General features: G+C 60.8%; 25 protein-coding genes. 9 read left to right on the top strand and 16 right to left on the bottom strand.

Annotated features, from left to right (window positions below; genetic code table 11):
• The 4 genes from DA373_RS10045 to bioH form a co-directional block, all read right to left on the bottom strand.
• Positions 1–301: aspartate/glutamate racemase family protein (locus DA373_RS10045; protein WP_232821245.1), on the bottom strand; the 301-nt coding region annotated here is incomplete at its 3' end.
• A gap of 349 nt (positions 302–650) precedes the next feature.
• Entirely contained in the window at positions 651–1,367 is a 717-nt protein-coding gene (locus DA373_RS10040; protein WP_107852174.1) for a YebC/PmpR family DNA-binding transcriptional regulator, read from the bottom strand.
• 86 nt (positions 1,368–1,453) lie between these two features.
• On the bottom strand, positions 1,454–2,164 hold the full coding sequence (locus DA373_RS10035) for a ferredoxin--NADP reductase (protein ID WP_107852173.1): 711 nt from the start codon (positions 2,162–2,164) through the stop codon (positions 1,454–1,456).
• 60 nt (positions 2,165–2,224) lie between these two features.
• Positions 2,225–2,995, bottom strand: a complete 771-nt coding sequence (gene bioH, locus DA373_RS10030; protein WP_107852172.1) for a pimeloyl-ACP methyl ester esterase BioH — start codon at positions 2,993–2,995, stop codon at positions 2,225–2,227.
• 27 nt (positions 2,996–3,022) lie between these two features.
• On the opposite strand from bioH, the gene DA373_RS10025 reads away from it, so the two are divergent.
• Both DA373_RS10025 and nfuA read left to right on the top strand, forming a co-directional pair.
• Positions 3,023–3,718: a ComF family protein gene (locus DA373_RS10025; protein ID WP_107852171.1), complete on the top strand. Its 696-nt coding sequence runs from the start codon at positions 3,023–3,025 to the stop codon at positions 3,716–3,718.
• Between the two features lie 72 nt (positions 3,719–3,790).
• Positions 3,791–4,369 carry a Fe-S biogenesis protein NfuA gene (gene nfuA / locus DA373_RS10020; protein WP_107852170.1) on the top strand — a complete coding sequence of 193 codons (579 nt, stop codon included), beginning with the start codon at positions 3,791–3,793 and terminating at the stop codon, positions 4,367–4,369.
• A 145-nt stretch (positions 4,370–4,514) separates the two neighbouring features.
• Here nfuA and gpsA read toward each other — a convergent pair whose 3' ends face one another.
• Genes gpsA through DA373_RS10005 form a run of 3 tightly spaced genes read right to left on the bottom strand, consistent with a single transcriptional unit; the run spans position 4,515 to position 6,466 of the window.
• Complete coding sequence (gene gpsA / locus DA373_RS10015; protein WP_107852169.1) at positions 4,515–5,516, bottom strand: NAD(P)H-dependent glycerol-3-phosphate dehydrogenase; 1,002 nt, start codon at positions 5,514–5,516, stop codon at positions 4,515–4,517.
• Positions 5,516–6,004 carry a protein-export chaperone SecB gene (secB, locus tag DA373_RS10010; protein ID WP_107852168.1) on the bottom strand — a complete coding sequence of 163 codons (489 nt, stop codon included), beginning with the start codon at positions 6,002–6,004 and terminating at the stop codon, positions 5,516–5,518. Before secB ends, gpsA begins: the two co-directional genes overlap by 1 nt.
• 33 nt (positions 6,005–6,037) lie before the next feature.
• Positions 6,038–6,466 (bottom strand): rhodanese-like domain-containing protein, encoded by a 429-nt coding sequence (locus DA373_RS10005; protein WP_107852167.1) that lies wholly within the window; start codon positions 6,464–6,466, stop codon positions 6,038–6,040.
• A gap of 217 nt (positions 6,467–6,683) precedes the next feature.
• Between DA373_RS10005 and gpmM the strand changes: the two genes are divergently transcribed.
• Together gpmM and envC are read left to right on the top strand one after the other, a co-directional pair.
• On the top strand, positions 6,684–8,216 hold the full coding sequence (gene gpmM, locus DA373_RS10000) for a 2,3-bisphosphoglycerate-independent phosphoglycerate mutase (RefSeq protein WP_107852166.1): 1,533 nt from the start codon (positions 6,684–6,686) through the stop codon (positions 8,214–8,216).
• 10 nt (positions 8,217–8,226) lie between these two features.
• Positions 8,227–9,450 carry a murein hydrolase activator EnvC gene (envC, locus tag DA373_RS09995; RefSeq protein WP_107852165.1) on the top strand — a complete coding sequence of 408 codons (1,224 nt, stop codon included), beginning with the start codon at positions 8,227–8,229 and terminating at the stop codon, positions 9,448–9,450.
• Here the strand turns inward: envC and DA373_RS09990 are convergent.
• Positions 9,447–9,698, bottom strand: a complete 252-nt coding sequence (locus tag DA373_RS09990; protein ID WP_107852164.1) for a YkgJ family cysteine cluster protein — start codon at positions 9,696–9,698, stop codon at positions 9,447–9,449. The two genes, envC and DA373_RS09990, sit on opposite strands and share 4 nt — an antisense overlap.
• A 126-nt stretch (positions 9,699–9,824) precedes the next feature.
• On the opposite strand from DA373_RS09990, the gene DA373_RS09985 reads away from it, so the two are divergent.
• Both DA373_RS09985 and DA373_RS09980 read left to right on the top strand, forming a co-directional pair.
• Positions 9,825–10,196, top strand: a complete 372-nt coding sequence (locus DA373_RS09985; RefSeq protein WP_107852163.1) for an acetyl-CoA sensor PanZ family protein — start codon at positions 9,825–9,827, stop codon at positions 10,194–10,196.
• Positions 10,197–10,225: 29 nt separating this feature from the next.
• Positions 10,226–11,608, top strand: coding sequence for a class II fumarate hydratase (locus DA373_RS09980; RefSeq protein WP_107852162.1), 1,383 nt, complete (start codon positions 10,226–10,228; stop codon positions 11,606–11,608).
• Positions 11,609–11,870: 262 nt separating this feature from the next.
• Here the strand turns inward: DA373_RS09980 and DA373_RS09975 are convergent, their stop codons facing one another.
• The 7 genes from DA373_RS09975 to ftsY all read right to left on the bottom strand — a co-directional run bounded on the left by DA373_RS09975 (position 11,871) and on the right by ftsY (position 19,427).
• Positions 11,871–13,217: a DASH family cryptochrome gene (locus DA373_RS09975; protein ID WP_107852161.1), complete on the bottom strand. Its 1,347-nt coding sequence runs from the start codon at positions 13,215–13,217 to the stop codon at positions 11,871–11,873.
• 74 nt (positions 13,218–13,291) lie between these two features.
• Positions 13,292–14,299 carry a class II fructose-bisphosphatase gene (gene glpX / locus DA373_RS09970; RefSeq protein ID WP_107852160.1) on the bottom strand — a complete coding sequence of 336 codons (1,008 nt, stop codon included), beginning with the start codon at positions 14,297–14,299 and terminating at the stop codon, positions 13,292–13,294.
• A gap of 17 nt (positions 14,300–14,316) precedes the next feature.
• Positions 14,317–14,976, bottom strand: a complete 660-nt coding sequence (gene can, locus DA373_RS09965) for a carbonate dehydratase (RefSeq protein WP_107852159.1) — start codon at positions 14,974–14,976, stop codon at positions 14,317–14,319.
• Between the two features lie 103 nt (positions 14,977–15,079).
• Positions 15,080–15,937, bottom strand: coding sequence for an RNA polymerase sigma factor RpoH (gene rpoH, locus DA373_RS09960; protein WP_107852158.1), 858 nt, complete (start codon positions 15,935–15,937; stop codon positions 15,080–15,082).
• A gap of 176 nt (positions 15,938–16,113) precedes the next feature.
• On the bottom strand, positions 16,114–17,064 hold the full coding sequence (gene ftsX, locus DA373_RS09955; RefSeq protein ID WP_107852157.1) for a permease-like cell division protein FtsX: 951 nt from the start codon (positions 17,062–17,064) through the stop codon (positions 16,114–16,116).
• Complete coding sequence (gene ftsE / locus DA373_RS09950; protein ID WP_107852156.1) at positions 17,061–17,723, bottom strand: cell division ATP-binding protein FtsE; 663 nt, start codon at positions 17,721–17,723, stop codon at positions 17,061–17,063. The genes ftsX and ftsE overlap by 4 nt, the downstream gene beginning before the upstream one ends.
• Positions 17,724–19,427: a signal recognition particle-docking protein FtsY gene (gene ftsY, locus DA373_RS09945; RefSeq protein WP_107852155.1), complete on the bottom strand. Its 1,704-nt coding sequence runs from the start codon at positions 19,425–19,427 to the stop codon at positions 17,724–17,726.
• 132 nt (positions 19,428–19,559) lie between these two features.
• Between ftsY and rsmD the strand changes: the two genes are divergently transcribed.
• Positions 19,560–20,156: a 16S rRNA (guanine(966)-N(2))-methyltransferase RsmD gene (gene rsmD / locus DA373_RS09940; RefSeq protein ID WP_107852154.1), complete on the top strand. Its 597-nt coding sequence runs from the start codon at positions 19,560–19,562 to the stop codon at positions 20,154–20,156.
• On the top strand, positions 20,156–20,440 hold the full coding sequence (locus tag DA373_RS09935) for a DUF1145 domain-containing protein (protein ID WP_107852153.1): 285 nt from the start codon (positions 20,156–20,158) through the stop codon (positions 20,438–20,440). Before rsmD ends, DA373_RS09935 begins: the two co-directional genes overlap by 1 nt.
• Positions 20,441–20,521: 81 nt before the next feature.
• Here DA373_RS09935 and DA373_RS09930 read toward each other — a convergent pair whose 3' ends face one another.
• Positions 20,522–20,833: a putative signal transducing protein gene (locus DA373_RS09930; protein WP_107852152.1), complete on the bottom strand. Its 312-nt coding sequence runs from the start codon at positions 20,831–20,833 to the stop codon at positions 20,522–20,524.
• 586 nt (positions 20,834–21,419) lie between these two features.
• Between DA373_RS09930 and DA373_RS09925 the strand changes: the two genes are divergently transcribed.
• Positions 21,420–22,277, top strand: a complete 858-nt coding sequence (locus DA373_RS09925; protein WP_107852151.1) for a sulfurtransferase — start codon at positions 21,420–21,422, stop codon at positions 22,275–22,277.
• Positions 22,278–22,288 lie beyond the last annotated feature (11 nt).

The following is a 22,288-nucleotide window of genomic DNA, read 5'->3' as shown; positions in this document are numbered from 1 at the left end:
CGGCCTCGGCAATGCCCAGCACCGGCTTGTCGGTCAGCTCACGGGCGGCATACAGACCGGGGTCGCCGAAACAGGCCAGCACATAGGCGTCGATGTCTTCTTCCCGATCACCCTTGGCCACTTCTTCCAGCACACCGGGCACCGCCAGGGCTTCGTCGTAAAAGCTTTCAATGGAGGCCGGACCGCTGGCCGGGCTTACCGCCAGCACCTGGGTATCGGGCCGGGCCACGCTGTCGGCGAGCTGCTGCAGCGCATCGGTAAACGCCTGGGTGGTGTTGGGGTTGATAATCTTGATCCGCATACAGACTCCTTGTTTACAGCTAACCGGATAAATTGTTAACGATTGGATTATGGTTCAGTCGTTAACGATCTGTAAACATGTATGTGAATTTTAAATTATCCCTGTCCTTGCTTACCCATACAGGGCAAGCCTCGAACAAAAGAGCCGGAACGAAACAAAAGATGTTGATTAATAATTAAAAATACATCACAAGACACCTCAGGGAAGGACACATACAGCCCCCCTTGAAAGGCTTTTTTTTCACCAAAATAAAAAATATTGTTATCAATTATGTGATCCACGACACGTTAAACAACAATAAAAAAACCCTCCGGAAGGAGGGTTTTTGTAAAGCGGCTGTGTCGCGAATTCAGTATTCGGCGTTGTGATAGACGTTCTGCACGTCGTCCACATCGTTAAGCATGTCGAGGAAGCGCTCCATCTGGGCCACGTCGTCGCCACTGATTTCCACCGTAGTCTGGGGCACAAACTGAATGGCATCCACCTCGAAGTCGATGCCTTCGAAAGCTTCACTCAGAGCCTGCTTGGCCTTGAAGTATTCGGTATTGGGGGCAAACACGGTGATCTTGCCGTCTTCCAGCTCGATGTCGGTCACGTCCACGTCGGCCATCATCAGGGCTTCCAGTACGGCTTCCTCATCGTCGCCTTCAAACACCAGAATGGCGCAGTGATCAAACATGTGACTGACGGTGCCGGAGCTGCCCAGCTTGGCCTTGACCTTGTTGAAGCACTGGCGCACGTCGCCGATGGTGCGGTTGGGATTGTCGGTGAGACAGTCCACAATCACCATACAGTTACCCGGACCAAAACCTTCATAACGGGCCGGAGAGAAGTCTTCGCCGGCGCCGCTGGTCGCCTTTTGCAGGGCCTTTTCAATCACGTGAGAGGGCACCTGATCCTTCTTGGCGCGATCGATCAGACCACGCAGGCTCAGATTGCCATCGGGGTCGGCGCCGCCCGCTTTGGCGACCACGTAAATTTCGCGGCCGTACTTGCTGTAGACCTTGCTCTTGGCGTTGGCGGTCTTGGCGATGGATTCTTTGCGGTTTTGATAGGCTCTGCCCATGGCGTGATCTCGTCGTTCAACAAAAAGAGCACGAATTTTACACACAGAGCCGAATCAGGTCTATTTTCACGGCCTGTACCAGGTCGCTAATAACCGGCGAACTCCTCGGTTCGCACTCTGTCTTCGGGTACCCCGGCGCCGGCCAGCACAGATCTCATGGCGCTCACCAGGCCGGGCGGGCCATCCAGGTAGTAAAGCGGCGCCTGCAGATTCACCACATGACGGCGCAACATGGCTTCATCCAGGTGCCCCTGTTCTCCCTGCCAGCCGGTATCCTGAGTCATGATGGTCACCAGCTCGCAGTTGCTGCGTCCGGCACAGGCCTGCTGCAGCTCAAACAGAAACGCGGCATCGCCAAGGCTGCGGTTGGCGTAGAACAGGGTTATGGGGCAGCTGCTTCCTTCATCCAGCGCCTGCAACAGCATGCTGCGCACCGGGGTAATGCCAATACCGCCGGTGATGAACACCACAGGGACATCACTGGCGGCGGGCAGAACAAAATCGCCGTAAGGGCCCTTGAGCGTCAGCTCGGCGCCCGGTTCAAGACCTTTCAGCACCCGTTTAAACGCCGTATCCCGCAGCCGGGTGGCCACCATCAGTTCACTCTCGGCCGGCGCCGACGCCAGTGACAGTATGCGGCCATTGCCCTCGTCGTCGGTTTCCGGCGGCTCCTTCAGCACCAGCCGCACACACTGGCCGGCCCTGAAGGAAAAACCGTCCGGCTTGTCGAAATACAGCGCCAGGGTGCCATCGGCCACCGGCTCGCTGCGTTTGAGGATAATGTCGTAACTGGCCATGGAGCGCTCCTTGTGTCGGTTCGCCTTCCAGTATGGCCCCTGCCCCTCTTTTATGCCCGGTCAGTGCGGCTTCTGCAAAAAGCGACGGATCTGCCCGGCGGTGGCGTCGGGATGAGAGATAAAGGGCGCATGGGATGCCTTGGGCTCAATATGGCTTTGACTGGCCGGTGCAAGCGCATCGGTCAGCACGGCCGCCTTGCGCGGTACCAGGCCGTCGAGCCGCCCATACAGACGCAATAATGGCATATCGAGCTGGGCCAGCTGCGCCCGCAAATCCACCTCGCCCAGCAGGCCCAGGCCGGCCGCCAGAGCCCGAGGATCCGGCGCCGGCTTGCTGGCCAGACTGTCACGCAGCCGGCGAATATCCTCCCGGGCATGCTCACTGCCCATGGCCTGCAGCGCCAGAAACCGGTTCACCACCTGGTGATGATCCTCCGCCAGTTGTTGCTCAAACCCGCTCAGCACTTCGGGCTTTATGCCGGGCCAGCCTTCTTCACTGACAAAGCGGGGGGAACTGGCCAGGGTGATCAGCGCACTGATGCGTTCCGGCGCCTGCAGTGCCGCCTGAGTCGCCACCAGTCCTCCAAGAGACCAGCCCAGCCAGGCGGCCCGCTCCGGCACCGCAGCCAGCACGCTGCCGGCCCAGTCGGCAAGACTGCTGCCGGCCGGCAGCGGCGCACTGTGACCAAAGCCCGGCAGATCCACGATATGAAGACAAAAGTCGCTTTCAAGGCGGGCCGCCAGCTCACGCCAGACCGCGCCGTTCATGCCCCAGCCATGCAGCAGCACAAGATCCGGGCCATGGCCGTGTTGTTCTGTATATACACTCATTACATGATTCCTCACTGATCCCGGATCATGATAAAGCGCCTGCTCACCCGCTTACAATCCGGCCCGCTGTGGTGGGGCCAGTGTTTACTGTGCCGGCAAAATTGCCAGCATGCTCCCCTGCTGTGCGAATACTGTCGCCAGGACCTGCCATCACTGGCATTTCCCTGCCCGGGCTGTGCTTTTCCCTTGTCCGTCGCCGATGCCCACTGTGGCCGCTGTCAGAAACAGCCACCGCCCTGGCAGCGTATGCGCGTACGGGCTCCCTTTACAGAGCCATGGAGCCGGCTGATACACGATCTCAAGTACCACGGCCGGACACTTAACGGCCGTCTGCTGGGGGGCTTGCTGGCGGAATGTCTCGGGCCGCCCTGGCCCGAGGCGGTGCTGCCGGTACCCCTGCACTGGTGGCGACGGCTGCGCCGTGGGTATAACCAGGCCGATGAAATTGCCCGGGGTCTGCAGCAGTTGCCGGGCCTGAAGATAGATAACCGGCTGCTGCGCCGCATTCGGTCCACGCCATCACAGACACACCTGAGCAGAATGGAACGCCGGCGTAACCTGCACGGCGCCTTTGCCGCCGCCCCATGCCCCTATCGTCATGTTGCGCTGCTGGATGACGTGATCACCACGGGAGCCACCATGACCGAGCTGACACACTTGCTGCGCGCTCAGGGAGTGGAACGGGTGGAAGTCTGGGCGGTGTGCCGCACTCTTGAACACTGATGGCTATTCAAGCGCCGGCAACAGGAGTATGATTAAAAGTTGAGTTGTTTAGTCAGGTTTACGAGGATAGCAATGATTACGATTTCCGAAACCGCCCAGGGACACTTCCGCAAATTGCTGTCGCAACAGCCGGAAGGCACCAATATTCGCGTCTTTGTGGTAAACCCCGGTACTCCCAATGCCGAGTGCGGCGTCTCCTACTGTCCTCCCGATGCGGTGGACAGCGACGACACCCGCCTGCCGTTCGACGGTTTTGAAGCCCTCGTCGATGCCCAGAGTGCGCCCTTCCTGGAAGAGGCCGAAATCGACTTCGTTACCGATCAGATGGGCTCCCAGCTGACTCTGAAAGCGCCCAACGCCAAGATGAGCAAGGTGCCAGACGACGCTCCTCTGGCCGACCGGGTGGAATACGTGCTGCAGTCCCAGATTAACCCGGGCCTGGCCAACCATGGCGGCAAGGTGGTACTGACCGAAATCACCGAAGACGGCCTCGCCATTCTGCAATTTGGCGGCGGCTGCAACGGTTGCTCCATGGTGGACGTCACCCTGAAGGAAGGCATCGAGAAGCAACTGCTCGAGCTGTTCCCGGGCGAGCTCAACGGCGTGCGCGACGCTACCGAGCACGAGCGCGGCGACCACTCCTACTACTGAGTTCGGTTTGCCGGAACGCAAAAGAGGAGCCACAAGGGCTCCTCTTTTTGTTTCGGTGCAATATAGTCGCCTTGTAGGCCCGGTTTTAACCGGGCAATAAGAGCGGCCCGCAGCACCACAGCCCCGATAAATCGGGGCCTACATGTTATTCCGCCTTGCGGTCCCGGCTCAGCAGGTCAATGGCGGCTTCCCTGGCGTTCTTGCCTTCATACAGCACTCGATAGACCTGATCGCAGATCGGCATTTCCACGCCGTGGCGGTCAGCCAGCTGATGCACTTCGGCGGCGTTGCGGTAACCCTCCACCACCTGACCGATCTCGGCCATGGCGCTATCCACGCTTTTGCCCTGACCCAGGGCCAAGCCAAAACGACGGTTACGGGACTGGTTGTCGGTGCAGGTAAGCACCAGATCGCCCAGGCCGGCCATGCCCATAAAGGTCTCCTGCTGGGCCCCCAGAGCCACACCCAGACGCTGCAGCTCAGCCAGCCCACGGGTAATGAGCGCGGTACGGGCATTGGCGCCAAAGCCCAGACCATCTGCCAGACCGGCACCAATGGCGATCACGTTCTTGACCGCACCGCCCAGTTGCAGACCCGTCATGTCGTCGTTCAGATAGACCCGGAACGAACGATCACAGTGCACCAGATCCGCCAGCTCCTGAGCAAATTGCGGATCGGTAGACGCCAGCGAAATGGCGGTAGGCAGGCCCATGGCCAGCTCTTTTGCAAAGGTGGGGCCGGACAATACCGCCAGTGAGCGCTCCTCACCGAGAATATCTCTGGCCACCTCCTGCAACAGGTTACCGGTGGCCGGATCCAGCCCCTTGGTGGCCCAGGCAATGCGGCTGTCGGGACGCAGAAAGGGCTTTACCCGGCGCAGCACTTCGGCAAACACATGGCTGGGCACCACAATCAGCAGATCACGGCTGGCCTGCACCGCCCGTTGCAAATCCGCCTCGGGCTCCAGACTGTCGGGAAAGGTGGCGTCGGGCAGAAATACCCGGTTGCAGCGATCCGCCGCCAGCGCTGCAACCTGCTCGGGCCTGTGGCTCCACAGCAAGGTGCGGTGGCCGTTGCGGGCCAGTGCGATGGCCAGGGCCGTGCCGTAAGAACCGGCCCCCAGCACACTGATGGCGGCGTCTTTCATCAGGCGTCGGCCTGCGGTGCTTGCTGTTGCTGCGCACGCTGCACATGGGCGGCAAACAGGGCGTCAAAATTCACCGGCGCCAGATTCAGCTGCGGGAAGGAACCCTTGTTCACCAGGCTGGACACGGTCTCGCGGGCATAGGGGAACAGAATGTTGGGGCAGAAGGAACCCAGGCAGTGGGCCAGCTGAGGCTCGGCCATGTTGCCGATGGTGAACACGCCGGCCTGCTGAATTTCACACAGGTAAACGGTTTCGTTTTCGCCCATGTTGCAGGTCACGGTCAGGGTCAGCACCACTTCAAACACGTTGTCACCCAGGCGGGCGCTCTTGGTGTCGAGATCCAGCTTGACCTCGGGCTTCCACTCCTTCTGAAACACCAGGGGGGTGCCCGGCGCTTCAAAAGACACATCCTTCAGGTAGATGCGCTGGATCTGAAATTCTACCTGCTGTTGCGCCTGGGCATCGGCGCCATTTGCTTCTTCGGCCATGAAAATATCCTTTTGCTCAATGGGTGGTAAAAATTAACGCTTGGTGACCGGCAGGTTCTGGGTACGCCAGTCGGTCATGCCGCCCCTCAGGGTGAAAATCTGGCTGAAACCGGCCTTGCTCAGCAGACGGCCGGCGCTGGCGGTGGTCATGCCGCTTTCGCACACCAGTACCAGGGGCTTGTCCTTGTATTTCTCGATCAGGTTCAGGTTGTTGGCCTTGAGCTGGGTATTGGGCACGTTGACGGCACCGGCAATGTGACCCTTGCGGAATTCTTCCGCCGGACGAATGTCGACCACGGCGGCATTCTGCTTGTTGATCAGCATGACCGCTTCCTGGGCCGGTACCACCTTTACCTTTGACAGGCGGGAAATAATCGAGGTGTACACCACCGCCGAGGCCAGGCCCAGCCAGACCATGGTCAGCAACGGATGCCGGGCGGCAAAGTCGAGATACTCTTGCATGATGTTACTTCTTGCGATTCAAAAGACGGAAAAGCCCGAGTATACATGGGGACTCGGCAAATAACAGCCGCCCGCCCCCGCGCAAACGCGGCCCGGATCACCCAATGGCAAATACCCCTGCCCCTTGTCTGGTGACCAATTCGGCAATTGTAGTAATATGACGCACAGTTTCAGTTTTCATCGCATTACACTTCAAATAAAGATATAGGGTTACACCATGAACTCGACCAAAAAGCCCCTGGTACTGCTGATTCTCGACGGCTGGGGGTACAGCGAAAAAACCGAACATAACGCCATTCACACCGCCCGTACCCCGGTGCTCGATCAGCTGATGCAAACCCGCCCTTCCACCCTGATTTCCACCTCCGGCGACGACGTGGGCCTGCCCGACGGGCAGATGGGCAACTCCGAGGTGGGCCACGTCAATATTGGCGCCGGTCGCATTGTCTATCAGGACTTCACCCGCATCGGCAAGGCCATTAAAGACGGCGATTTCTTTACCAACCCGGCCCTGACCCGGGCCGTGGACAGCGCCGTCGGCAAGGGCCGGGCAGTGCACATTATGGGCCTGCTGTCGCCGGGCGGCGTGCACAGCCATGAAGATCACATTGCCGCCATGATTGAGCTGGCCGCCGCCCGGGGCGCCGAACAAATCTACCTGCACGCCTTTCTCGACGGTCGCGATGTGGCTCCCCGCTCAGCCCGGAGTACACTCGAACGTTTTGACGGTTTGTTTACAAAACTGGGCAAGGGCCGGCTGGCCTCGGTGATCGGCCGTTACTACGCCATGGATCGCGACAACCGCTGGGAGCGGGTAGAAACCGCCTACAACCTGCTGACTCAGGGCCAGGCTGAATACAGCGCCGCCAGTGGTGTAAGCGCCCTGCAGGCGGCCTACGACCGGGACGAGAACGACGAGTTCATCAAGGCCACGGTAGTGGGTGAGCCGGTCTCCATGCAGGACGGTGACGCCATTATCTTTATGAATTTCCGCGCCGACCGGGCCCGGGAGCTGACTCGCGCCTTTGTGGAAGATGACTTCACCGGCTTTGAGCGCAAGGCTCGTCCGGCGCTGTCCGACTTTGTGATGCTCACCGAATACGCCGCCGACATTCACACCAGCTGCGCCTATCCGCCAGAGCGCCTGGAGAATACCCTTGGGGAATGGCTGGCAAAACACGACAAGACCCAGTTGCGCATCTCGGAAACCGAGAAATATGCCCATGTGACCTTCTTCTTTAACGGCGGCATCGAGGAATGCTTTACGGGCGAGCAGCGGGAACTCATCCCCAGCCCCAAGGTGGCCACCTATGATCTGCAGCCGGAAATGAGCGCCGGGCAGCTCACCGACAAACTGGTGGAGGCCATTGAAAGCGGTGAGTTCGACGTGATTATCTGCAACTACCCCAATGGCGACATGGTCGGCCACACCGGCGTGTTTGCAGCGGCAGTAAAAGCCTGCGAGGCGGTGGACAGCTCAGTGGGACGGGTGGTCGAAGCCCTGGAAAAAACAGGTGGCGAAGCCCTGATCACCGCCGATCACGGCAATGCCGAACAGATGGTGAACCCGGAAACAGGACAGGTTCACACTGCCCACACCAACCTGCCGGTGCCGCTGATCTACATCGGCCGAGATGCCACCCCGGTAGAGGGCGGCCGGCTGTCGGATCTGGCGCCGACCATGCTGACCCTGATGGGGATGGAAATCCCGCCGCAAATGACTGGCAAGCCCCTGATGGTTCTGAAATAATCTGAGCCCTATGGGCGCACAAAGACTGATTGTTTCGTTACTGCTGAGCACCGGCCTGATGGCCGGTGCTTGCGCATGGGCGGACGACAGCAAGGATCTGAAGAACGTAAAGGGCCAGATTGCCAGTCAGCAGCAGGACATTCAGGCCCAGCAGCGCGAACTGAAGGCGCTGCAGCAACAGCTGGCCAAGGACGAAAAGGCCATTTCCGCCCTGGCCCGGGAACTGAATCAGACGCAAAACAGGCTGAAAGACAACGAGCGGAAGCTGGCCCGGCTTGAACAGGAGCACCAGTCCCTTAACCGCCAGGCCGACGAACAGCGCCACCAGCTGGCCACCCAGCTGCGCGCCGCCTATCAGAATGGCCGCCACGACTACCTCAAGCTGCTGCTCAACGGTCAGAACAGCAGCGACATCGACCGCCTGCTGCATTATTACGCCCACCTCAACCAGGCCCGGGCCGATGCCCTGCACCGGCTCGCCGACATTCGCCGCCAGCTGGCCGATAACCGTCGCCAGGCCGAACAGAGTCGCGCGCAACTGAAGGAGTTGCTGGCCGGCCAGCAACAGCAGCAGCAATCCCTGCAACAACGCCAGCACGAGCGCAACCAGACCGCCAAAAAAATCAATGCCCGGCTGGAGCAGGGCAACCGCCGGCTGGCCAACCTGAAGCAGGCCGCCAGCCACCTGGAGCAGCAGATCAAGGCCGCCGCCGAGCGGGCCCGCCGTGAGCAGGAACGACGTGAGCGCGAACGCCGGGAACAGGAACGACTGGCCGCGGCCCGCACTCAGCCCGGCCCCTCGGGCCACACCCCGGTGGTGGCCAAGACTCACGGCAACTTTGGCGGCCTCACCAAAGGCAGCCTGCCCTGGCCGCTGAAAGGCTCGCTGCTGCACCGCTTTGGCGCCGCCCGCACCAGCCAGCTGAACTGGAAGGGCCTGCTGATCGGCGCTCCCGCCGGGCGGGAAGTGAGCGCCGTGGCCAATGGACAGGTGGTGTACGCCGACTGGCTCAACGGCTTTGGCATGGTGATGGTGATCGACCACGGCAAGGGCTATCTGAGCCTGTACGGCCACAATCAATCACTGCTGCTGAACGCAGGGGACAAGGTCAGGGCCGGCCAGGCCATCGCCCTGAGCGGTGAAAGCGGCGGTCAGGAAAAACCCGGACTGTATTTTGAAATCCGCTACCGGGGTCAGGCCATCGATCCCCTGCCCTGGCTGCAACGGGGTTAAGCCGTCGCCGCCTCCAGCTCGCTGATCAGCCAGATGGCATTGTCCCGGCTGGTGCCGCACACGTCATCTGCAGGATTAAAACGGGCGCACAGCGCCGGCCGCTCGGGCTTGCCGAACAGCTCGCAACGCATGTCGGCCAGCAAATGAGCACAGGGCACCCCCGCCGGCTTGCCATTTGGCATGCCCGGCAGGGGCGCACTGATGCTGGGAGCAATGCAGCAGGCGCCGCAGTTGGGCCGGCATTCCATCCATCCTCTCCTTTAAGGGGCGGATATACCGCCTGAAAAATACCGCGCCATAATGCCGCCGAACGGCCCGTTTGTCGAACTCACCTCATGCTAGAATGCCGGTTTTTATGGCTAAGGAGCGGCATTATGCGTCTCACCGTACATCACCTTACTCAACTGCCCGAGCGGCACAGAGCCCATGCGGAGCTCATTCTGCAGGACCACATCCTGCCCGCAGGTCAGGCCTTTCTGCTGGCCACCTTTAACGACCGCGCCGTGGCCCTGGCCTGGCGCCAGGATGAGCACATCGGCTTTTTCGCGGTGCGGGACATTACCCGGCGCCGGGGCGTGGGCAGCGAGCTGCTGCACCAGCTGAAAGCCGACGCCAGGGCAAACGGCATCTCCCGGCTGGAGCTGAATGTTGCCGGGCTGCCCGCCGGTGACGCCACGGCGCTGACGGCCTTTTTCACCGCCTGCGGCTTTCAGCAAAAAGGCGGAGTGCTAAGCTGTTCCCTGTAACCTGACGGTCTTGAAACAGAGGGGGAACAATGAAAACACGCATCGAACGGGATTCCATGGGCAAGATAGAGGTACCGGCCAAGGCCCTCTACGGTGCCCAGACCCAGCGCGCCATCAACAACTTCCCCATTTCGGGTCAGCCCCTGCCTCCCGCCTTTATTCATGCCCTGGCCCTGCTCAAGGCCGGCTGCGCCCACGCCAACGGGGATCTGGGCCGGCTGGGCCAGGACAAGGCTGACGCCATCGTGCATGCCGCCCACGAGGTGGTCGCCGGCAAGCACGATGACGCCTTTCCGGTGGACGTGTTTCAGACCGGCTCGGGCACCAGCACCAATATGAACGTCAACGAAGTGCTGGCCCATCTGGCCAGCCGGCATCTGGGCAAGCCGGTGCATCCCAACGACGACGTCAACATGGGCCAGAGCTCCAACGACGTGATCCCGTCCGCCATTCACGTCAGCGCCGCCCTCGCCTTCAGCCGGGAACTGCTGCCGGCCCTGCACCAGCTGGAGCAAACCCTGTTCGGCAAGGGCGAACGCCTGCAGGACAAGGTGAAAACCGGCCGCACCCATCTGATGGACGCCATGCCCCTGCGTTTTGATCAGGAGCTGGGGGGCTGGGCCACTCAGGTGCAGTATGGCCGTGACCGGCTGCAGGGGCTGCAGAGCCGGTTGCAGCAACTGGCGCTGGGGGGCACCGCCATCGGTACCGGCATCAACGCCGATCCGCGCCAGGCCCGGCTGGCCTGCGACTATCTCAATGAGCACACCGGCCAGGACTTTTGTCCGGCGGAAGACTATTTCTACAGCCTGAGCTGCCAGGACACGGCGGTGGAGCTGTCGGGCCAGCTCAAGACCCTGGCGGTGGCGCTGATGAAAATCGCCAACGACCTGCGCTGGATGAACTCGGGCCCGCTTACCGGTCTGGCCGAGATCCAGCTGCCGGCGCTGCAGCCGGGCTCGTCGATCATGCCCGGCAAGGTCAATCCGGTGGTGCCCGAGGCGGTGGCCATGGTGGCGGCCCAGGTGATCGGCCTGGACGCCGCCAACACGGTGGCGGGCCAGTCGGGCAACTTTCAGCTCAATGTGATGCTGCCGCTGGTGGCCAGCAACCTGCTGACCATGATGAAACTGCTGGCCAACTGCGCGCCGCTGCTGGCGGAGGCCATCGACGGCTTTACCGTCAACGAGTCGCATATCGCCGAGCACCTGGCCCGCAACCCCATACTGGTGACGGCGCTGAACCCGGTGATCGGCTATGCCAAGGCGGCGGACATCGCCAAAAAGGCCTATGCCGAGTGCCGCCCCATTATGGAAGTGGCGCTGGAAGAAACCGATCTCTCCGAAGCCGAACTGCGTGAACTGCTGGACCCTGCCGCCCTGACCAAAGGCAGCCAGCAGGAAAAAGGTTAAACCTACGGCGCCGTGCGGTTCGTCGGACCACATTGTTGGGATTCGCTACGCTCATCGCCAACCTACGCTTCTGTTTCATGGAGCTTCAAAGCTGACTGCCAGTTTTCGTCATTAGTAGGTTGCGAATGAGCGCAGCGAATTCCAATACAAAGCCGGCTGCGGAATTCTGATGATGCACTACGCTCATAGCCCATTTGCGATTCGTCCGCCTCATTCCCACGCTCTACGTGGGAATGCATAACGGAGCCTGAAGGCAAAAGCCTCAACACTCAAGCAGCACCAGGGGTGCCGGGTAATTCAGTAATTGCTCGCCGCGCTGGTGGCGTTCCACCTGCTCCAGGGTGACCGGGCCCAGCTCGGGCAGCCACTGGTGCAGGTGAGTGAGCCCGGGATCGTACTGGCGCCATTGCCGGTGCGGGCTGAAGTGGCGCCCCTGGCGCGGATCGTGGCCGGCACCGGCAATGTAGGCCCAGTTGCCCCAGTTGCTGGCCACATCAAAGTCCACCAGATGCTGCTCAAAAAAGCGCGCCCCCAGCCGCCAGTCCAGCCCCAGCTCGTGAATAAAACAACTGGCCAGGTTCTGCCGCAGCCGGTTGGAGCAAAACCCGGTGGTGACCAGCTCCTTTAAGCCGGCATCTATCATCGGCCAGCCGGTGCGGGCCTGGCACCAGGCCTGCCAGTATTCGGCATTAAAAACGCCAGTCACCGCCTTGCCGGTAAGGCCGCCGGCGGCGAACAGCTGGCTGCCGTGTACCCGCAGCGACCAATGAAAATACTCCCGCCACAACAGCTCAAAACGCAGCCAGTAGCTGTGCTCGTCACTGCCCCACTGCTGCTCGTACGCCAGGATTCGATGCCACACGGCACGGGGTGAGAGGCAGCCCCAGGCCAGGGCGGCGCTAAGGTGACTGGAAAAATAGCGGCCGGTCAGCTCGTTGCGGCTGGCCTTGTAATGGGTGAGGGCCCGTTGCTCAAACAGGTAATGGTGCAGCCAGCCCCGTGCCGCCGTTTCGCCCCCCAGCCAGGCCGGATGGGCCGGTGCACCCGGCGCCGCGGGCCAGTGAATGCCGGTGGTCAAGTGGCAAGCCGCCGCCCGCAGCCCGCTCACATCCATGGCCGGTTGCGGCGCCGGCACCGGCCAGGCCGGTTTTTTCTCCACCTGTTTGCGAAAGCCGGTGAAGCTGGCGGGAAACGCCGTAAATAACGGCTCAACCTGCTGGGGGTCAAACAGCGGCTGGGCCTCAAAAGTATGCAGGGGCACACCGGCGTCACTCAGCCGGGTCAGCCAGTCGGCCTCTTCCGGCGCCTGGGCGGCATGAGTGACCAGCTCAAAGGGCTGCTGCCGGTGCCAGGCCAGCAGCAGTGCCACCGGGTCCCCTTCCAGCAGAGTGAGCGGAAAGGTTGCCAGCCGCTCGCTCAGGTCAGCCAGCGCCTGCTGCAGATAGGCCGCTCTGGCCGCGCCCAGCCGGTGCAGCCCGTCTTTATCGGTTGCCCGCCAGTGAGCGGGCAGTATAAAGACCGCCGCCGCATCCCCCGAGTAATCCGCCAGCCGTTGCCAGCCCGAATGATCGTCCAGTCGTAAATCGTTGCGTAACCACAGCAGCCGCATGCCGTTCTCCCATAAAAAAAGAGCCCGGTACGCTGACCGGGCTCCTGAAGGCTGTCGTTCACGGCAAGTGTGAATTACAGAATGATTTCCTGCAGCTTCTGATCCTTGCGCGACAGAATATGCGTGGAGCGAATGCGGCGCACGGTACGTGACTTGCCACGGATCACCAGGGTCTCGGTGTGGGCATAGTTGCCGTCGCTGCTGATGCCTTCCAGCAGATCACCCTTGGTGATGCCGGTGGCGGAGAAGATGACGTTGTCGGTGCGCGCCATGTCTTCCAGTTTGAGCACGGTACCCACTTCGATGCCCATTTGCTTGCAGCGTTCGATTTCGGCCTGGCCGGCGGCCAGATTTTCCTCGTTCGGCCCCTTGACCTCGTAACGGGGCAGCAGGCGGGCCTGCATGTCACCGTCCAGGGAGCGCACCACGGCGGCGGAGATCACCCCTTCGGGGGCACCGCCCACGCCGTAGAGCATGTCCACTTCGCTTTCGGGAATGCAGGCCAGAATGGAGGCGGCCACGTCACCGTCGGGAATAGCGAACACCCGCACGCCCAGGGCCTGCATGGTCTTGATGGCCTTGTCGTGGCGGGGCTTGGCCAGGGTGATCACGGTAAAACGCGACAGCGGCTTGTTCAGTGCCTTTGCCACCGACTTGATGTTCTGCTCAATGGACTTGTTCAGATCGATGGCACCCTTGGCGCCGGCACCGACAATCAGCTTTTCCATATACATGTCGGGAGCACGCAAAAAGGCGCCCTTTTCGCCCACCGCCATCACCGCCAGGGCGTTGGACTGGCCCATGGCGGTCATGCGGGTGCCCTCAATGGGATCCACGGCAATATCGACTTCGTCGCCGCCCTGACCGACCTTTTCGCCGATATAGAGCATGGGGGCCTCATCGATTTCACCCTCGCCAATCACCACTTCGCCGCTGATCTCGATCTCGTTCAGCACATGACGCATGGCCGCCACGGCGGCGCCGTCGGCAATGTTCTTGTCGCCCCGGCCCAGCCACTTGTAGCCGGCCAGTGCGGCCGCTTCGGTCACCCGGGAAAATTCGATGGCCAGTTCACGTCTCATGAAAATTTCCTAATCAGTTATTTTTGTTCTTCGCCCAGCACTCGCTGACGGAACACACGATACACATCGGGAATTTGATCCATACCCGAAATACACATGTCCAGATCGTGCAGACGGCCGTCCTTGATGCCATAAATCCAGCCGTGCACGGACAGGGGCTGGCCCTGTTTCCAGGCGTTCTGCACTATGGTGGTATGACACAGGTTGGACACCTGCTCGGCCACATTCAGCTCGCACATGCGATCTTCCCTGATCTGCTGATCTTCGATGGCGTTCAGGGTGTCTTCGTGCTTGTGACAGATGTCCTTGATGTTGCGCAGCCAGTTGTCAATGAGTCCCAGCTCCTTGTTCTGCATGGCCGCCAGCACACCGCCGCAGCCGTAGTGGCCGCAGATGATGATGTGCTTCACCTTGAGTACTTCAACGGCGTATTGTACCACCGACAGGCAGTTGAAGTCCGTATGCACCACCAGGTTGGCCACGTTGCGGTGCACGAACACGTCACCGGGCAGCAGGCCGGTGAGCTGGTTGGCCGGTACCCGGCTGTCGGAGCAGCCAATCCACAGGTATTCCGGCGCCTGCTGCAGCGACAGTTGTTCAAAAAAGGTCGGATCTTCTTTCTTGATTCGCTCGGACCAGTCCCGGTTGTTGTCAAACAGATGCTTCAGTTCTTTCATGGATTACTACCTGCCATGTTGTGTGGGATATGTATAAGGTAGGCGGAAAAAAGGCCCGCGAGGGGCCTTTAAACACCGGAAAATCAACAAACAGCCTGCCGGCTTATGCGTCCATGGCAGCCTTGAGTTTTTTCAATGCGGTTTTTTCCAGCTGGCGAATACGCTCGGCAGACACACCGTATTCATCGGCCAAGCTCTGCAGCGTGGTCTTGTCGTCTTCGTCGAGCCAGCGGGCCTGAATAATGCGCTGGCTGCGCTCATCCAGGGTGTTAAGGGCGGCACGCAGGCGGCTGCTGGCGGCCTGCTCCCAGTTGGCTTCTTCCACCTGGGTGGCCACGTCGGAGCTCTTGTCTTCCAGATAGTGTACCGGGGAAAAACTGCCTTCGCGCTCGTCGTCGTCGGATGCCAGATCAAAGGCCTGATCCTGGGCGCTCATGCGGGATTCCATCTCCAGCACTTCTGAAGGTGACACCCCCAGATCCTCGGCCACCCGGTTCACTTCCTGCTGATTGAACCAGCCCAGGCGCTTTTTGGACTTGCGCAGATTAAAGAACAGCTTGCGCTGGGCCTTGGTGGTGGCCACCTTGACCACGCGCCAGTTGCGCAGCACATATTCGTGGATTTCGGCCTTGATCCAGTGCACCGCAAAGGATACCAGGCGCACGCCCACCGCCGGATCAAAGCGCTTGACCGCCTTCATCAGGCCGATATTGCCTTCCTGGATCAGATCCGCCTGAGGCAGGCCATAGCCGGCGTAGCTCTTGGCGATATGCACCACAAAGCGCAGATGTGACATCACCAGCTGACGGGCCGAGGCCAGGTCGCCTTCGTTCTGCAACCGCTCGGCCAGGGACTTTTCTTCTTCCGCGCTGAGCACGGGAATGGTGTTCACCGCCTGGATATAGGCCTCCAGGCTGCCCTGGGGAACCAGGGCAAAGTGGCGCTGAAAATCTGTCGTCATCAAACTCGTGTTCATTACATGACTCCGTGTGAACGGCTTCGGTTGTTCCCCTGCAATGACTTTACTGACTCGGCCGGCCGGTTGCCGGCGAGTGAAAATTTATGGATTCACCATGAAAAGTCAAGGGAAGCACCCTGCTGTGCTGCTCCCATAAGACCACAGTCTGCCCGCAAGGTTCAAGCCGGCTCTATGGCTCTTATGTGACGGCGCACGGAAAAACCGGATGCCAGCAGGCTTAAAAGGGTGCCAGTCAGCACCAACAGCAGGCTTTCGTTCAGGTCCAGACCCAGCAGTGAAAAGTCACTCTGATACAGCGCCGCCAGGGCACTGACCTTGTGACTGAGCCAGAACACCATGATCAGGGTCAGCCACCAAGCCAGCAGGCCGCCGATAATGCCGTACCACAGCCCCACATAAAGAAAGGGTCTGTGAATGAAGCCGTCGGTGGCGCCCACCAGCTTCATCACTTCAATTTCGTAACGGCAGCTGAGAATGTTGAGCCGCAGGGTGTTGCTCACCACCAGCAGCACGCCGGCCAGCAGCAGCACCGCCATGCCCACCACCGCCTGACGCAGCAGCTCCACTATGCCCGACAGCCGGGCCAGCCAGGCCATGTCGAGGCGGGCCGTGGCCACCAAGGGCTCGGCATTCATGTCGGCCAGCAACAGTTCGGCCATGTCGGGCTGGCGACCGCTTTCCGACAGGTTCAGGATCAGCACCGCCGGCAGCGGGTTTTGCTCAAGCAAGTCCAGCGCCTCGGCAAAGCCGGCGGCACCGCTGAAATCGGCCAGGCCCTGCTCCGGGCTGATGTAGGTGACCTGACGAATCTCGCTCATGCCTTCCAGCCGGGTCTGCAACGCCTTTACCTGATCTTCACCGCTGTTTTGCTTGAGATAAAGGCTGATCTGCGCCTGACTCTGCCAGAAGCTGCTCACCGACTCGGCGTTTTTCAGCAGCACGTAAAAGCTCGCCGGCAGCGCCAGGCTGACGCCCAGCACGGCAATGGTCATCAGCGAGCTGAGCGGTGTGCGCCACAACTCGCCCAGGCTGGCAAACAGCTGACGCAGGTGATCGACCCAGTACATGATCAGGCGCCGGTGCCAGCCCAGCTTGTGAGTGCCGCTCATGCCACCTCCTCCTGCATGCGTCCGGCGTTCAGCCGCAGGGTGCGGTAACGCTGGGAATTGATAAGGCCGGTGTCGTGAGTGGCGATGAGCACGCTCACCCCCACCCGGTTAAAGGACTCGAACAGCCGCAGAATGTCCATGGACAGCTCGGGATCCAGGTTGCCGGTGGGCTCGTCCGCCAGCAGCAGCAGCGGCTTGTTGACGATGGCCCTGGCAATGCCCACCCGCTGCTGCTCACCGCCGGAGAGCATGGGAGGAAAGTAACGATCCTTGCCGTGCAGGCCCACCTTGTCGAGGGCGGCCGAGACCCGGCGCTGAATGTCGTGATGGCTGTAGCCTTCAATCACCAGCGGCAGCGCCACGTTGTCAAACACGGTGCGACCGTTGATCAGGTGGTGGTCCTGAAAAATCATGCCGATGCGCCGGCGCACAAAGGGAATGTCGCGGCGGGCGATGCGGCTGACATTGCGGCCGTTGAAAAACACCTGGCCGTCGCTGGGCCGTTCCATCACGCTGATCAGCTTGAGCAGGGTGCTTTTACCGGCCCCGGAGTGGCCGGTAAGGTACGCCATTTCACCCTTGTTTAAATGAAAGCTGACTTTTTGCAGCGCCTGAAAGCCGCCGCTGTATACCTTGCTAACCTGCTCAAAGCGGATCATTTAGTCTTCCCGGCTGAAAAGCGCCTCGATAAATTCGGAGGCATTAAAGGGACGCAAATCGTCGATTTTCTCGCCCACGCCGATATAGCGAATGGGAATGCCGAACTTGTCGGCCACGGCAAAAATCACCCCGCCCTTGGCGGTGCCGTCCAGCTTGCTCAGGGTAATACCGGTAATGGGCACGGCATCGTTAAAGATCTTGGCCTGGCTGAGGGCGTTCTGACCGGTGCCGGCGTCCAGGGTCAGCATGATCTCGTGGGGCGCGGCGGGGTCGATTTTCTGCATCACCCGCACGATTTTCTTCAGCTCTTCCATCAGGTGCGCCTTGTTCTGCAGGCGACCGGCGGTATCGGCAATAAGCACATCCACCTTGCGGGCACGGGCGGCTTCCACCGCGTCATAAATCACGGAGGCGGCATCGGCGCCGGTGTGCTGGGCGATCACCGGAATGTCGTTGCGCTCGCCCCACACCTGCAGCTGCTCCACCGCGGCGGCGCGGAAAGTATCGCCGGCGGCCAGCATCACCGACTTGCCCTCGGCCTGGAACTGGCGGGCCAGCTTGCCGATGGTGGTGGTCTTACCCACCCCGTTCACGCCCACCATCAGGATCACGTAGGGCTTGTGCTCGCTGTTGATTTCCAGCGGCTGGTCGACCTTGGCGAGAATCTCGCCCATTTCTTCCTTCAGCAGCTCATACAGGGCTTCGCCGTCCTTGAGCTGCTTGCGGCTGGCCTGGCTGGTCAGGTTGTCGATGATCGACATGGTGGTTTCCACCCCCAGATCGGCGGTCAGCAGCTGGGTCTCCAGCTCTTCAAACAGATCGTCGTCAATCTTCTTGCCGCGGAACAGGCCAAAGAAGCCCGAGCCCAGATTTTGCCGGGTTTTAAGCAATCCGGCCTTAAGACGGGCAAAAAAGCCCTTTTTCGGTGCTTTTTCTGCCTGAGCGGCTTCCTCGGCGGCCAGACGCTGCTGCTCTTCGGCCTCCCGGGCCAGGCGCTCCTGCTCGGCAGCTTCCGCTTCGGCCGCAAGGCGGGCCTCTTCTTCCACCGCCTGCCGCGCTTCTTCCTCGGCTTTTTCTGCAGCAATGCGGGCTTCTTCCGCCGCTTTCGCCTCGGCCGCCAAGTGAGCTTCTTCCGCGGCTTTGGCTTCGGCCGCCAGACGCGCCTCTTCCGCCGCCTTGGCTTCCGCCGCGAGGCGCGCTTCTTCCGCTGCCTTCGCTTCGGCCGCCAGCCGCGCCTCTTCCGCCGCTTTGGCTTCGGCCGCCAGACGCGCCTCTTCCGCCGCTTTCGCTTCGGCCGCCAGACGGGCCTCTTCCGCCGCTTTGGCTTCGGCCGCGAGGCGCGCCTCTTCCGCCGCTTTCGCTTCGGCCGCCAGACGCGCTTCTTCCGCCGCCTTCGCTTCGGCCACCAGACGGGCCTCTTCCGCCGCTTTGGCTTCGGCCGCGAGGCGCGCTTCTTCCGCCGCCTTCGCTTCGGCTGCCAGACGGACCTCTTCCGCCGCCTTGGCCTCGGCTGCCAGACGGGCCTCTTCCGCCCGCGCCTCGGCTTCCTGCTGCTTCAGCTGCGCTTCCACTTCCGCGCCATGACCGGCTTCCGCTTCGGATTCCACCGCATCATGGGCTGTTTGCTGTTCCTGTGTCTCTTCCGGCTGCTCGTCTTTCTTTTTGCCAAAGCCCAGCCAGGAGAAAAAACCTTTTTTCGCCATTCTTGCCAATACTCGCTGTTGTTCGGGACGATTAGGACTGGCCGTGATTCGGCCGCTTCATTAGAATATTCGCCCCTTGGGGGATGCAAAACCGCCTTATACTAGCACTTTATTGAAAGACGGCGAAACGAGATGGCAAAAGCAAAACCGGCAAAAAAAAGCGCTGCGGCCAGCGGCCAGATCCGGCTTATCGGCGGCCAGTGGCGTGGGCGAAAACTGCCGGTATTACACAGCGAAGGACTCAGACCCACCACAGACAGAGTCAAGGAAACCCTGTTCAACTGGCTGATGTTTGATATTCGCGGAAGGCGCTGTCTGGATCTGTTCGCCGGCAGCGGCAGCCTGGGCTTTGAGGCCTTGTCCCGCCATGCTGCCGAGGTGGTGATGGTGGAAAAAGACGCCACCGTGGCCGGCCAGCTGAAGCGCAATCTGGCCAGCCTGCCGGCGGCCCCGGGCACTGTAGTGCAGGCCGATGCCGTACAGTTTCTGCAGCAGCCGGCCACACCTTTTGATGTGGTGTTCCTCGATCCGCCCTTTCACAAGGAACTGCTGCCTCACGTGTGTGAGCTGCTGGAACAAAACGGCTGGCTTGCCGACAATGCCCTTATCTATATCGAACGGGAACAGGGACTAGCATTGCCCACCCTGCCCGCCCACTGGTCTCTGCACAAAGACAAGCAGGCCGGCCAGGTCAGTTATCAACTCTACCAAAGGGAGCAAATGAAATAATGAAGGTACTTAACCTGCTGATGCGGCTGGTGATGCTGACGTTCTGGGCCGGCATCATCTACGCCCTGCTCGGCCCCGGTTTTGAAGAGGCCGGCTCCATGCCGCTGATCCTGGGTGCCGTGGTGCTGGTAATGCACGGGCTGCAGATGCTGATGCTGAAACAGGTGTCCAGCCTGCTCAACCCCAGCGCCGGCGACTACCTGGAAGTGCTGGTATTCGGCTCCTTTGCCATGCACCGCCACCGCGCCCGCCTGAAAGAACTGAGCGAACAACAAAAGCGCTGAAACCCATCACTTTTTGTGTAACTGCTACGGCATTTCGTGGAGCGCGGACAGCCTGCGCTCCATATGATACCTGCCGCCCTGCTAATCTTTCGGGCCGCCCCCGCACCGCCAGCAGATCTCAAAGCTGGCGTCATTTTCCTCGCCGCACTGAGCGCAATGCCAGGTGCGTTTTTCCTTCTGCTGATACTCCTGCAAAAACGCTCTTGCCCGTTGCCAGTCTCGTTTCTGTACCAGCAGAGTGACCTGGGCCACATCCATGGGCAACTCGCCAAGGGCCCCCGACAGAGCCTCACCTCTCAGCTGCACGGCCATGCCACGGCTTTCCAGCGCACCCTTGAGGGTATGCGCCTCCAGGCTGTTGGCCGCTTCAAATACAGGTATCCAGTCGCTCATTCATTCCCTTCCGAACGCACAATAGAAAAAGGGGGTGACATCATGTCACCCCCTTTTGGGTTGTCGTATGGTTAGTCCGTAAACCAAGTTGCTCCCTGCAATCCCTGACAATACCTTTTCCTTAAGGCGATCCTCTTACCGTTCCGTCGGCGTGTCCTTTTGGTCATCCTGACCGCAGTTCATCCTGAGCTGCTAGACTGTCTCCGTCCTGGGAGGTGTCCCTTACCGCATCCTGCGGGGTTCCTTTCGCCGTTCCTGGCAGCCGGTCTGTCCTGACCCACTTTCCTTGCTCCTTGCCCTTCTAACTATAGGGAACTTTCATTTTGCCTCAAGCGGCTGAGTGGTACCAAAACGTTCAAGGCAAGCTTCCACAATATGCACATGAGATACAAACTAATGTTTATAAAAGGAAAAATAAAAAAGTCCGGGCTGCAGTCCGTAAACAAAAGCGCCTTCTCCCACACGCAAAGTAAGAGATCTCGCACAAGCGGCCGGGTTCTTTTCGTTATGGCTGTTCCCGGTAACAAAATGGTGGCGCGCCCGATACGGCTTACTTAGGATCAGAATGTCTGTTAAGGGAGGTTTTATGAACAAACTGGAATTACCATCGGTGCTGGTGGAACCACAGTGGCTGGCGCAACACCTGAATCACCCCGATCTGGTGGTGCTGGACGCCAGCTGGCACATGCCCGCCAGCGGCCGCAATGGCCTGGAGGAATGGCGGCAGCAACGCATTCCCGGTGCCCGCTTCTTTGACTTTGACGGCCGCATCAAGGATCAGCATGCCAGCCTGCCCCATATGCTGCCGGACGAGGCGCTGTTTTCCAGAGAGGTATCAGCCCTGGGCATCAGCAACCACCAGACCATCGTCATCTACGACAGTCTGGGCATCTTTGCCGCTCCCAGAGTCTGGTGGATGTTCCGCGCCATGGGGCACGACAGGGTTGCCGTGCTCAACGGCGGCCTGCCCGCCTGGCAGCAGGCCGGCCTGCCGCTGGAGCAGGATGAACCTGCCCCCGTTGAACCCGGCCGGTTTATCGCTCACCGTCAGCCGCAGTGGATTGCCGATGCCACCGAGGTGGAGCAGGCGCTGCAGGACGACGGCAGCCGGGTGCTGGATGCCCGCAGCCGCGAACGTTTCAGCGGTGCCGTCGCCGATCCCCGTCCGGGCGTGCGTCCCGGCCATATGCCCGGCGCCGTCTGCCTGCCCTTTAACGAGCTGCTGGAAAACGGCCGCCTGTTGCCGGCCGAGCGGCTGGCAGAAAAATTTGCCCCGCTGGTGAACACAGGGCAGAAACTGGTGTGCAGTTGTGGCTCCGGGGTCACTGCCGCCATCCTGGCACTGGGGGCCGAGCTGGCTGGTCACAACCATATCGCCGTGTACGACGGCTCCTGGACCGAATGGGGCGGCTCTGCTCACCTGCCGGTGGAGAAGGATGCCTAAAAAAAACCCGC

Source organism: Oceanimonas marisflavi (genome assembly GCF_003049725.1).
Lineage (GTDB): Bacteria > Pseudomonadota > Gammaproteobacteria > Enterobacterales > Aeromonadaceae > Oceanimonas > Oceanimonas marisflavi.
The sequence above is the reverse complement of the archived record's forward strand: the minus strand, read 5'-3'. Positions and strand labels throughout refer to the sequence as shown.

Bases quoted from the DNA above. Each gene is read 5' to 3' on its own strand.
- ftsY (WP_107852155.1), bottom strand. From the start codon at position 19,427: ATGGCGAAAAAAGGTTTTTTCTCCTGGCTGGGCTTTGGCAAAAAGAAA.
- rpoH (WP_107852158.1), bottom strand. From the start codon at position 15,937: ATGACGACAGATTTTCAGCGCCACTTTGCCCTGGTTCCCCAGGGCAGC.
- envC (WP_107852165.1), top strand. From the start codon at position 8,227: ATGGGCGCACAAAGACTGATTGTTTCGTTACTGCTGAGCACCGGCCTG.
- secB (WP_107852168.1), bottom strand. From the start codon at position 6,004: ATGGCCGAAGAAGCAAATGGCGCCGATGCCCAGGCGCAACAGCAGGTA.
- DA373_RS09930 (WP_107852152.1), bottom strand. From the start codon at position 20,833: ATGAGCGACTGGATACCTGTATTTGAAGCGGCCAACAGCCTGGAGGCG.
- DA373_RS10035 (WP_107852173.1), bottom strand. From the start codon at position 2,164: ATGGCCAGTTACGACATTATCCTCAAACGCAGCGAGCCGGTGGCCGAT.
- DA373_RS10025 (WP_107852171.1), top strand. From the start codon at position 3,023: ATGATAAAGCGCCTGCTCACCCGCTTACAATCCGGCCCGCTGTGGTGG.
- rsmD (WP_107852154.1), top strand. From the start codon at position 19,560: ATGGCAAAAGCAAAACCGGCAAAAAAAAGCGCTGCGGCCAGCGGCCAG.
- DA373_RS09985 (WP_107852163.1), top strand. From the start codon at position 9,825: ATGCGTCTCACCGTACATCACCTTACTCAACTGCCCGAGCGGCACAGA.
- gpsA (WP_107852169.1), bottom strand. From the start codon at position 5,516: ATGAAAGACGCCGCCATCAGTGTGCTGGGGGCCGGTTCTTACGGCACG.
- ftsX (WP_107852157.1), bottom strand. From the start codon at position 17,064: ATGAGCGGCACTCACAAGCTGGGCTGGCACCGGCGCCTGATCATGTAC.
- bioH (WP_107852172.1), bottom strand. From the start codon at position 2,995: ATGAGTGTATATACAGAACAACACGGCCATGGCCCGGATCTTGTGCTG.
- DA373_RS10005 (WP_107852167.1), bottom strand. From the start codon at position 6,466: ATGCAAGAGTATCTCGACTTTGCCGCCCGGCATCCGTTGCTGACCATG.
- nfuA (WP_107852170.1), top strand. From the start codon at position 3,791: ATGATTACGATTTCCGAAACCGCCCAGGGACACTTCCGCAAATTGCTG.
- can (WP_107852159.1), bottom strand. From the start codon at position 14,976: ATGAAAGAACTGAAGCATCTGTTTGACAACAACCGGGACTGGTCCGAG.
- glpX (WP_107852160.1), bottom strand. From the start codon at position 14,299: ATGAGACGTGAACTGGCCATCGAATTTTCCCGGGTGACCGAAGCGGCC.
- DA373_RS09975 (WP_107852161.1), bottom strand. From the start codon at position 13,217: ATGCGGCTGCTGTGGTTACGCAACGATTTACGACTGGACGATCATTCG.
- DA373_RS10040 (WP_107852174.1), bottom strand. From the start codon at position 1,367: ATGGGCAGAGCCTATCAAAACCGCAAAGAATCCATCGCCAAGACCGCC.
- ftsE (WP_107852156.1), bottom strand. From the start codon at position 17,723: ATGATCCGCTTTGAGCAGGTTAGCAAGGTATACAGCGGCGGCTTTCAG.
- DA373_RS09925 (WP_107852151.1), top strand. From the start codon at position 21,420: ATGAACAAACTGGAATTACCATCGGTGCTGGTGGAACCACAGTGGCTG.
- gpmM (WP_107852166.1), top strand. From the start codon at position 6,684: ATGAACTCGACCAAAAAGCCCCTGGTACTGCTGATTCTCGACGGCTGG.
- DA373_RS09980 (WP_107852162.1), top strand. From the start codon at position 10,226: ATGAAAACACGCATCGAACGGGATTCCATGGGCAAGATAGAGGTACCG.
- DA373_RS09990 (WP_107852164.1), bottom strand. From the start codon at position 9,698: ATGGAATGCCGGCCCAACTGCGGCGCCTGCTGCATTGCTCCCAGCATC.
- DA373_RS09935 (WP_107852153.1), top strand. From the start codon at position 20,156: ATGAAGGTACTTAACCTGCTGATGCGGCTGGTGATGCTGACGTTCTGG.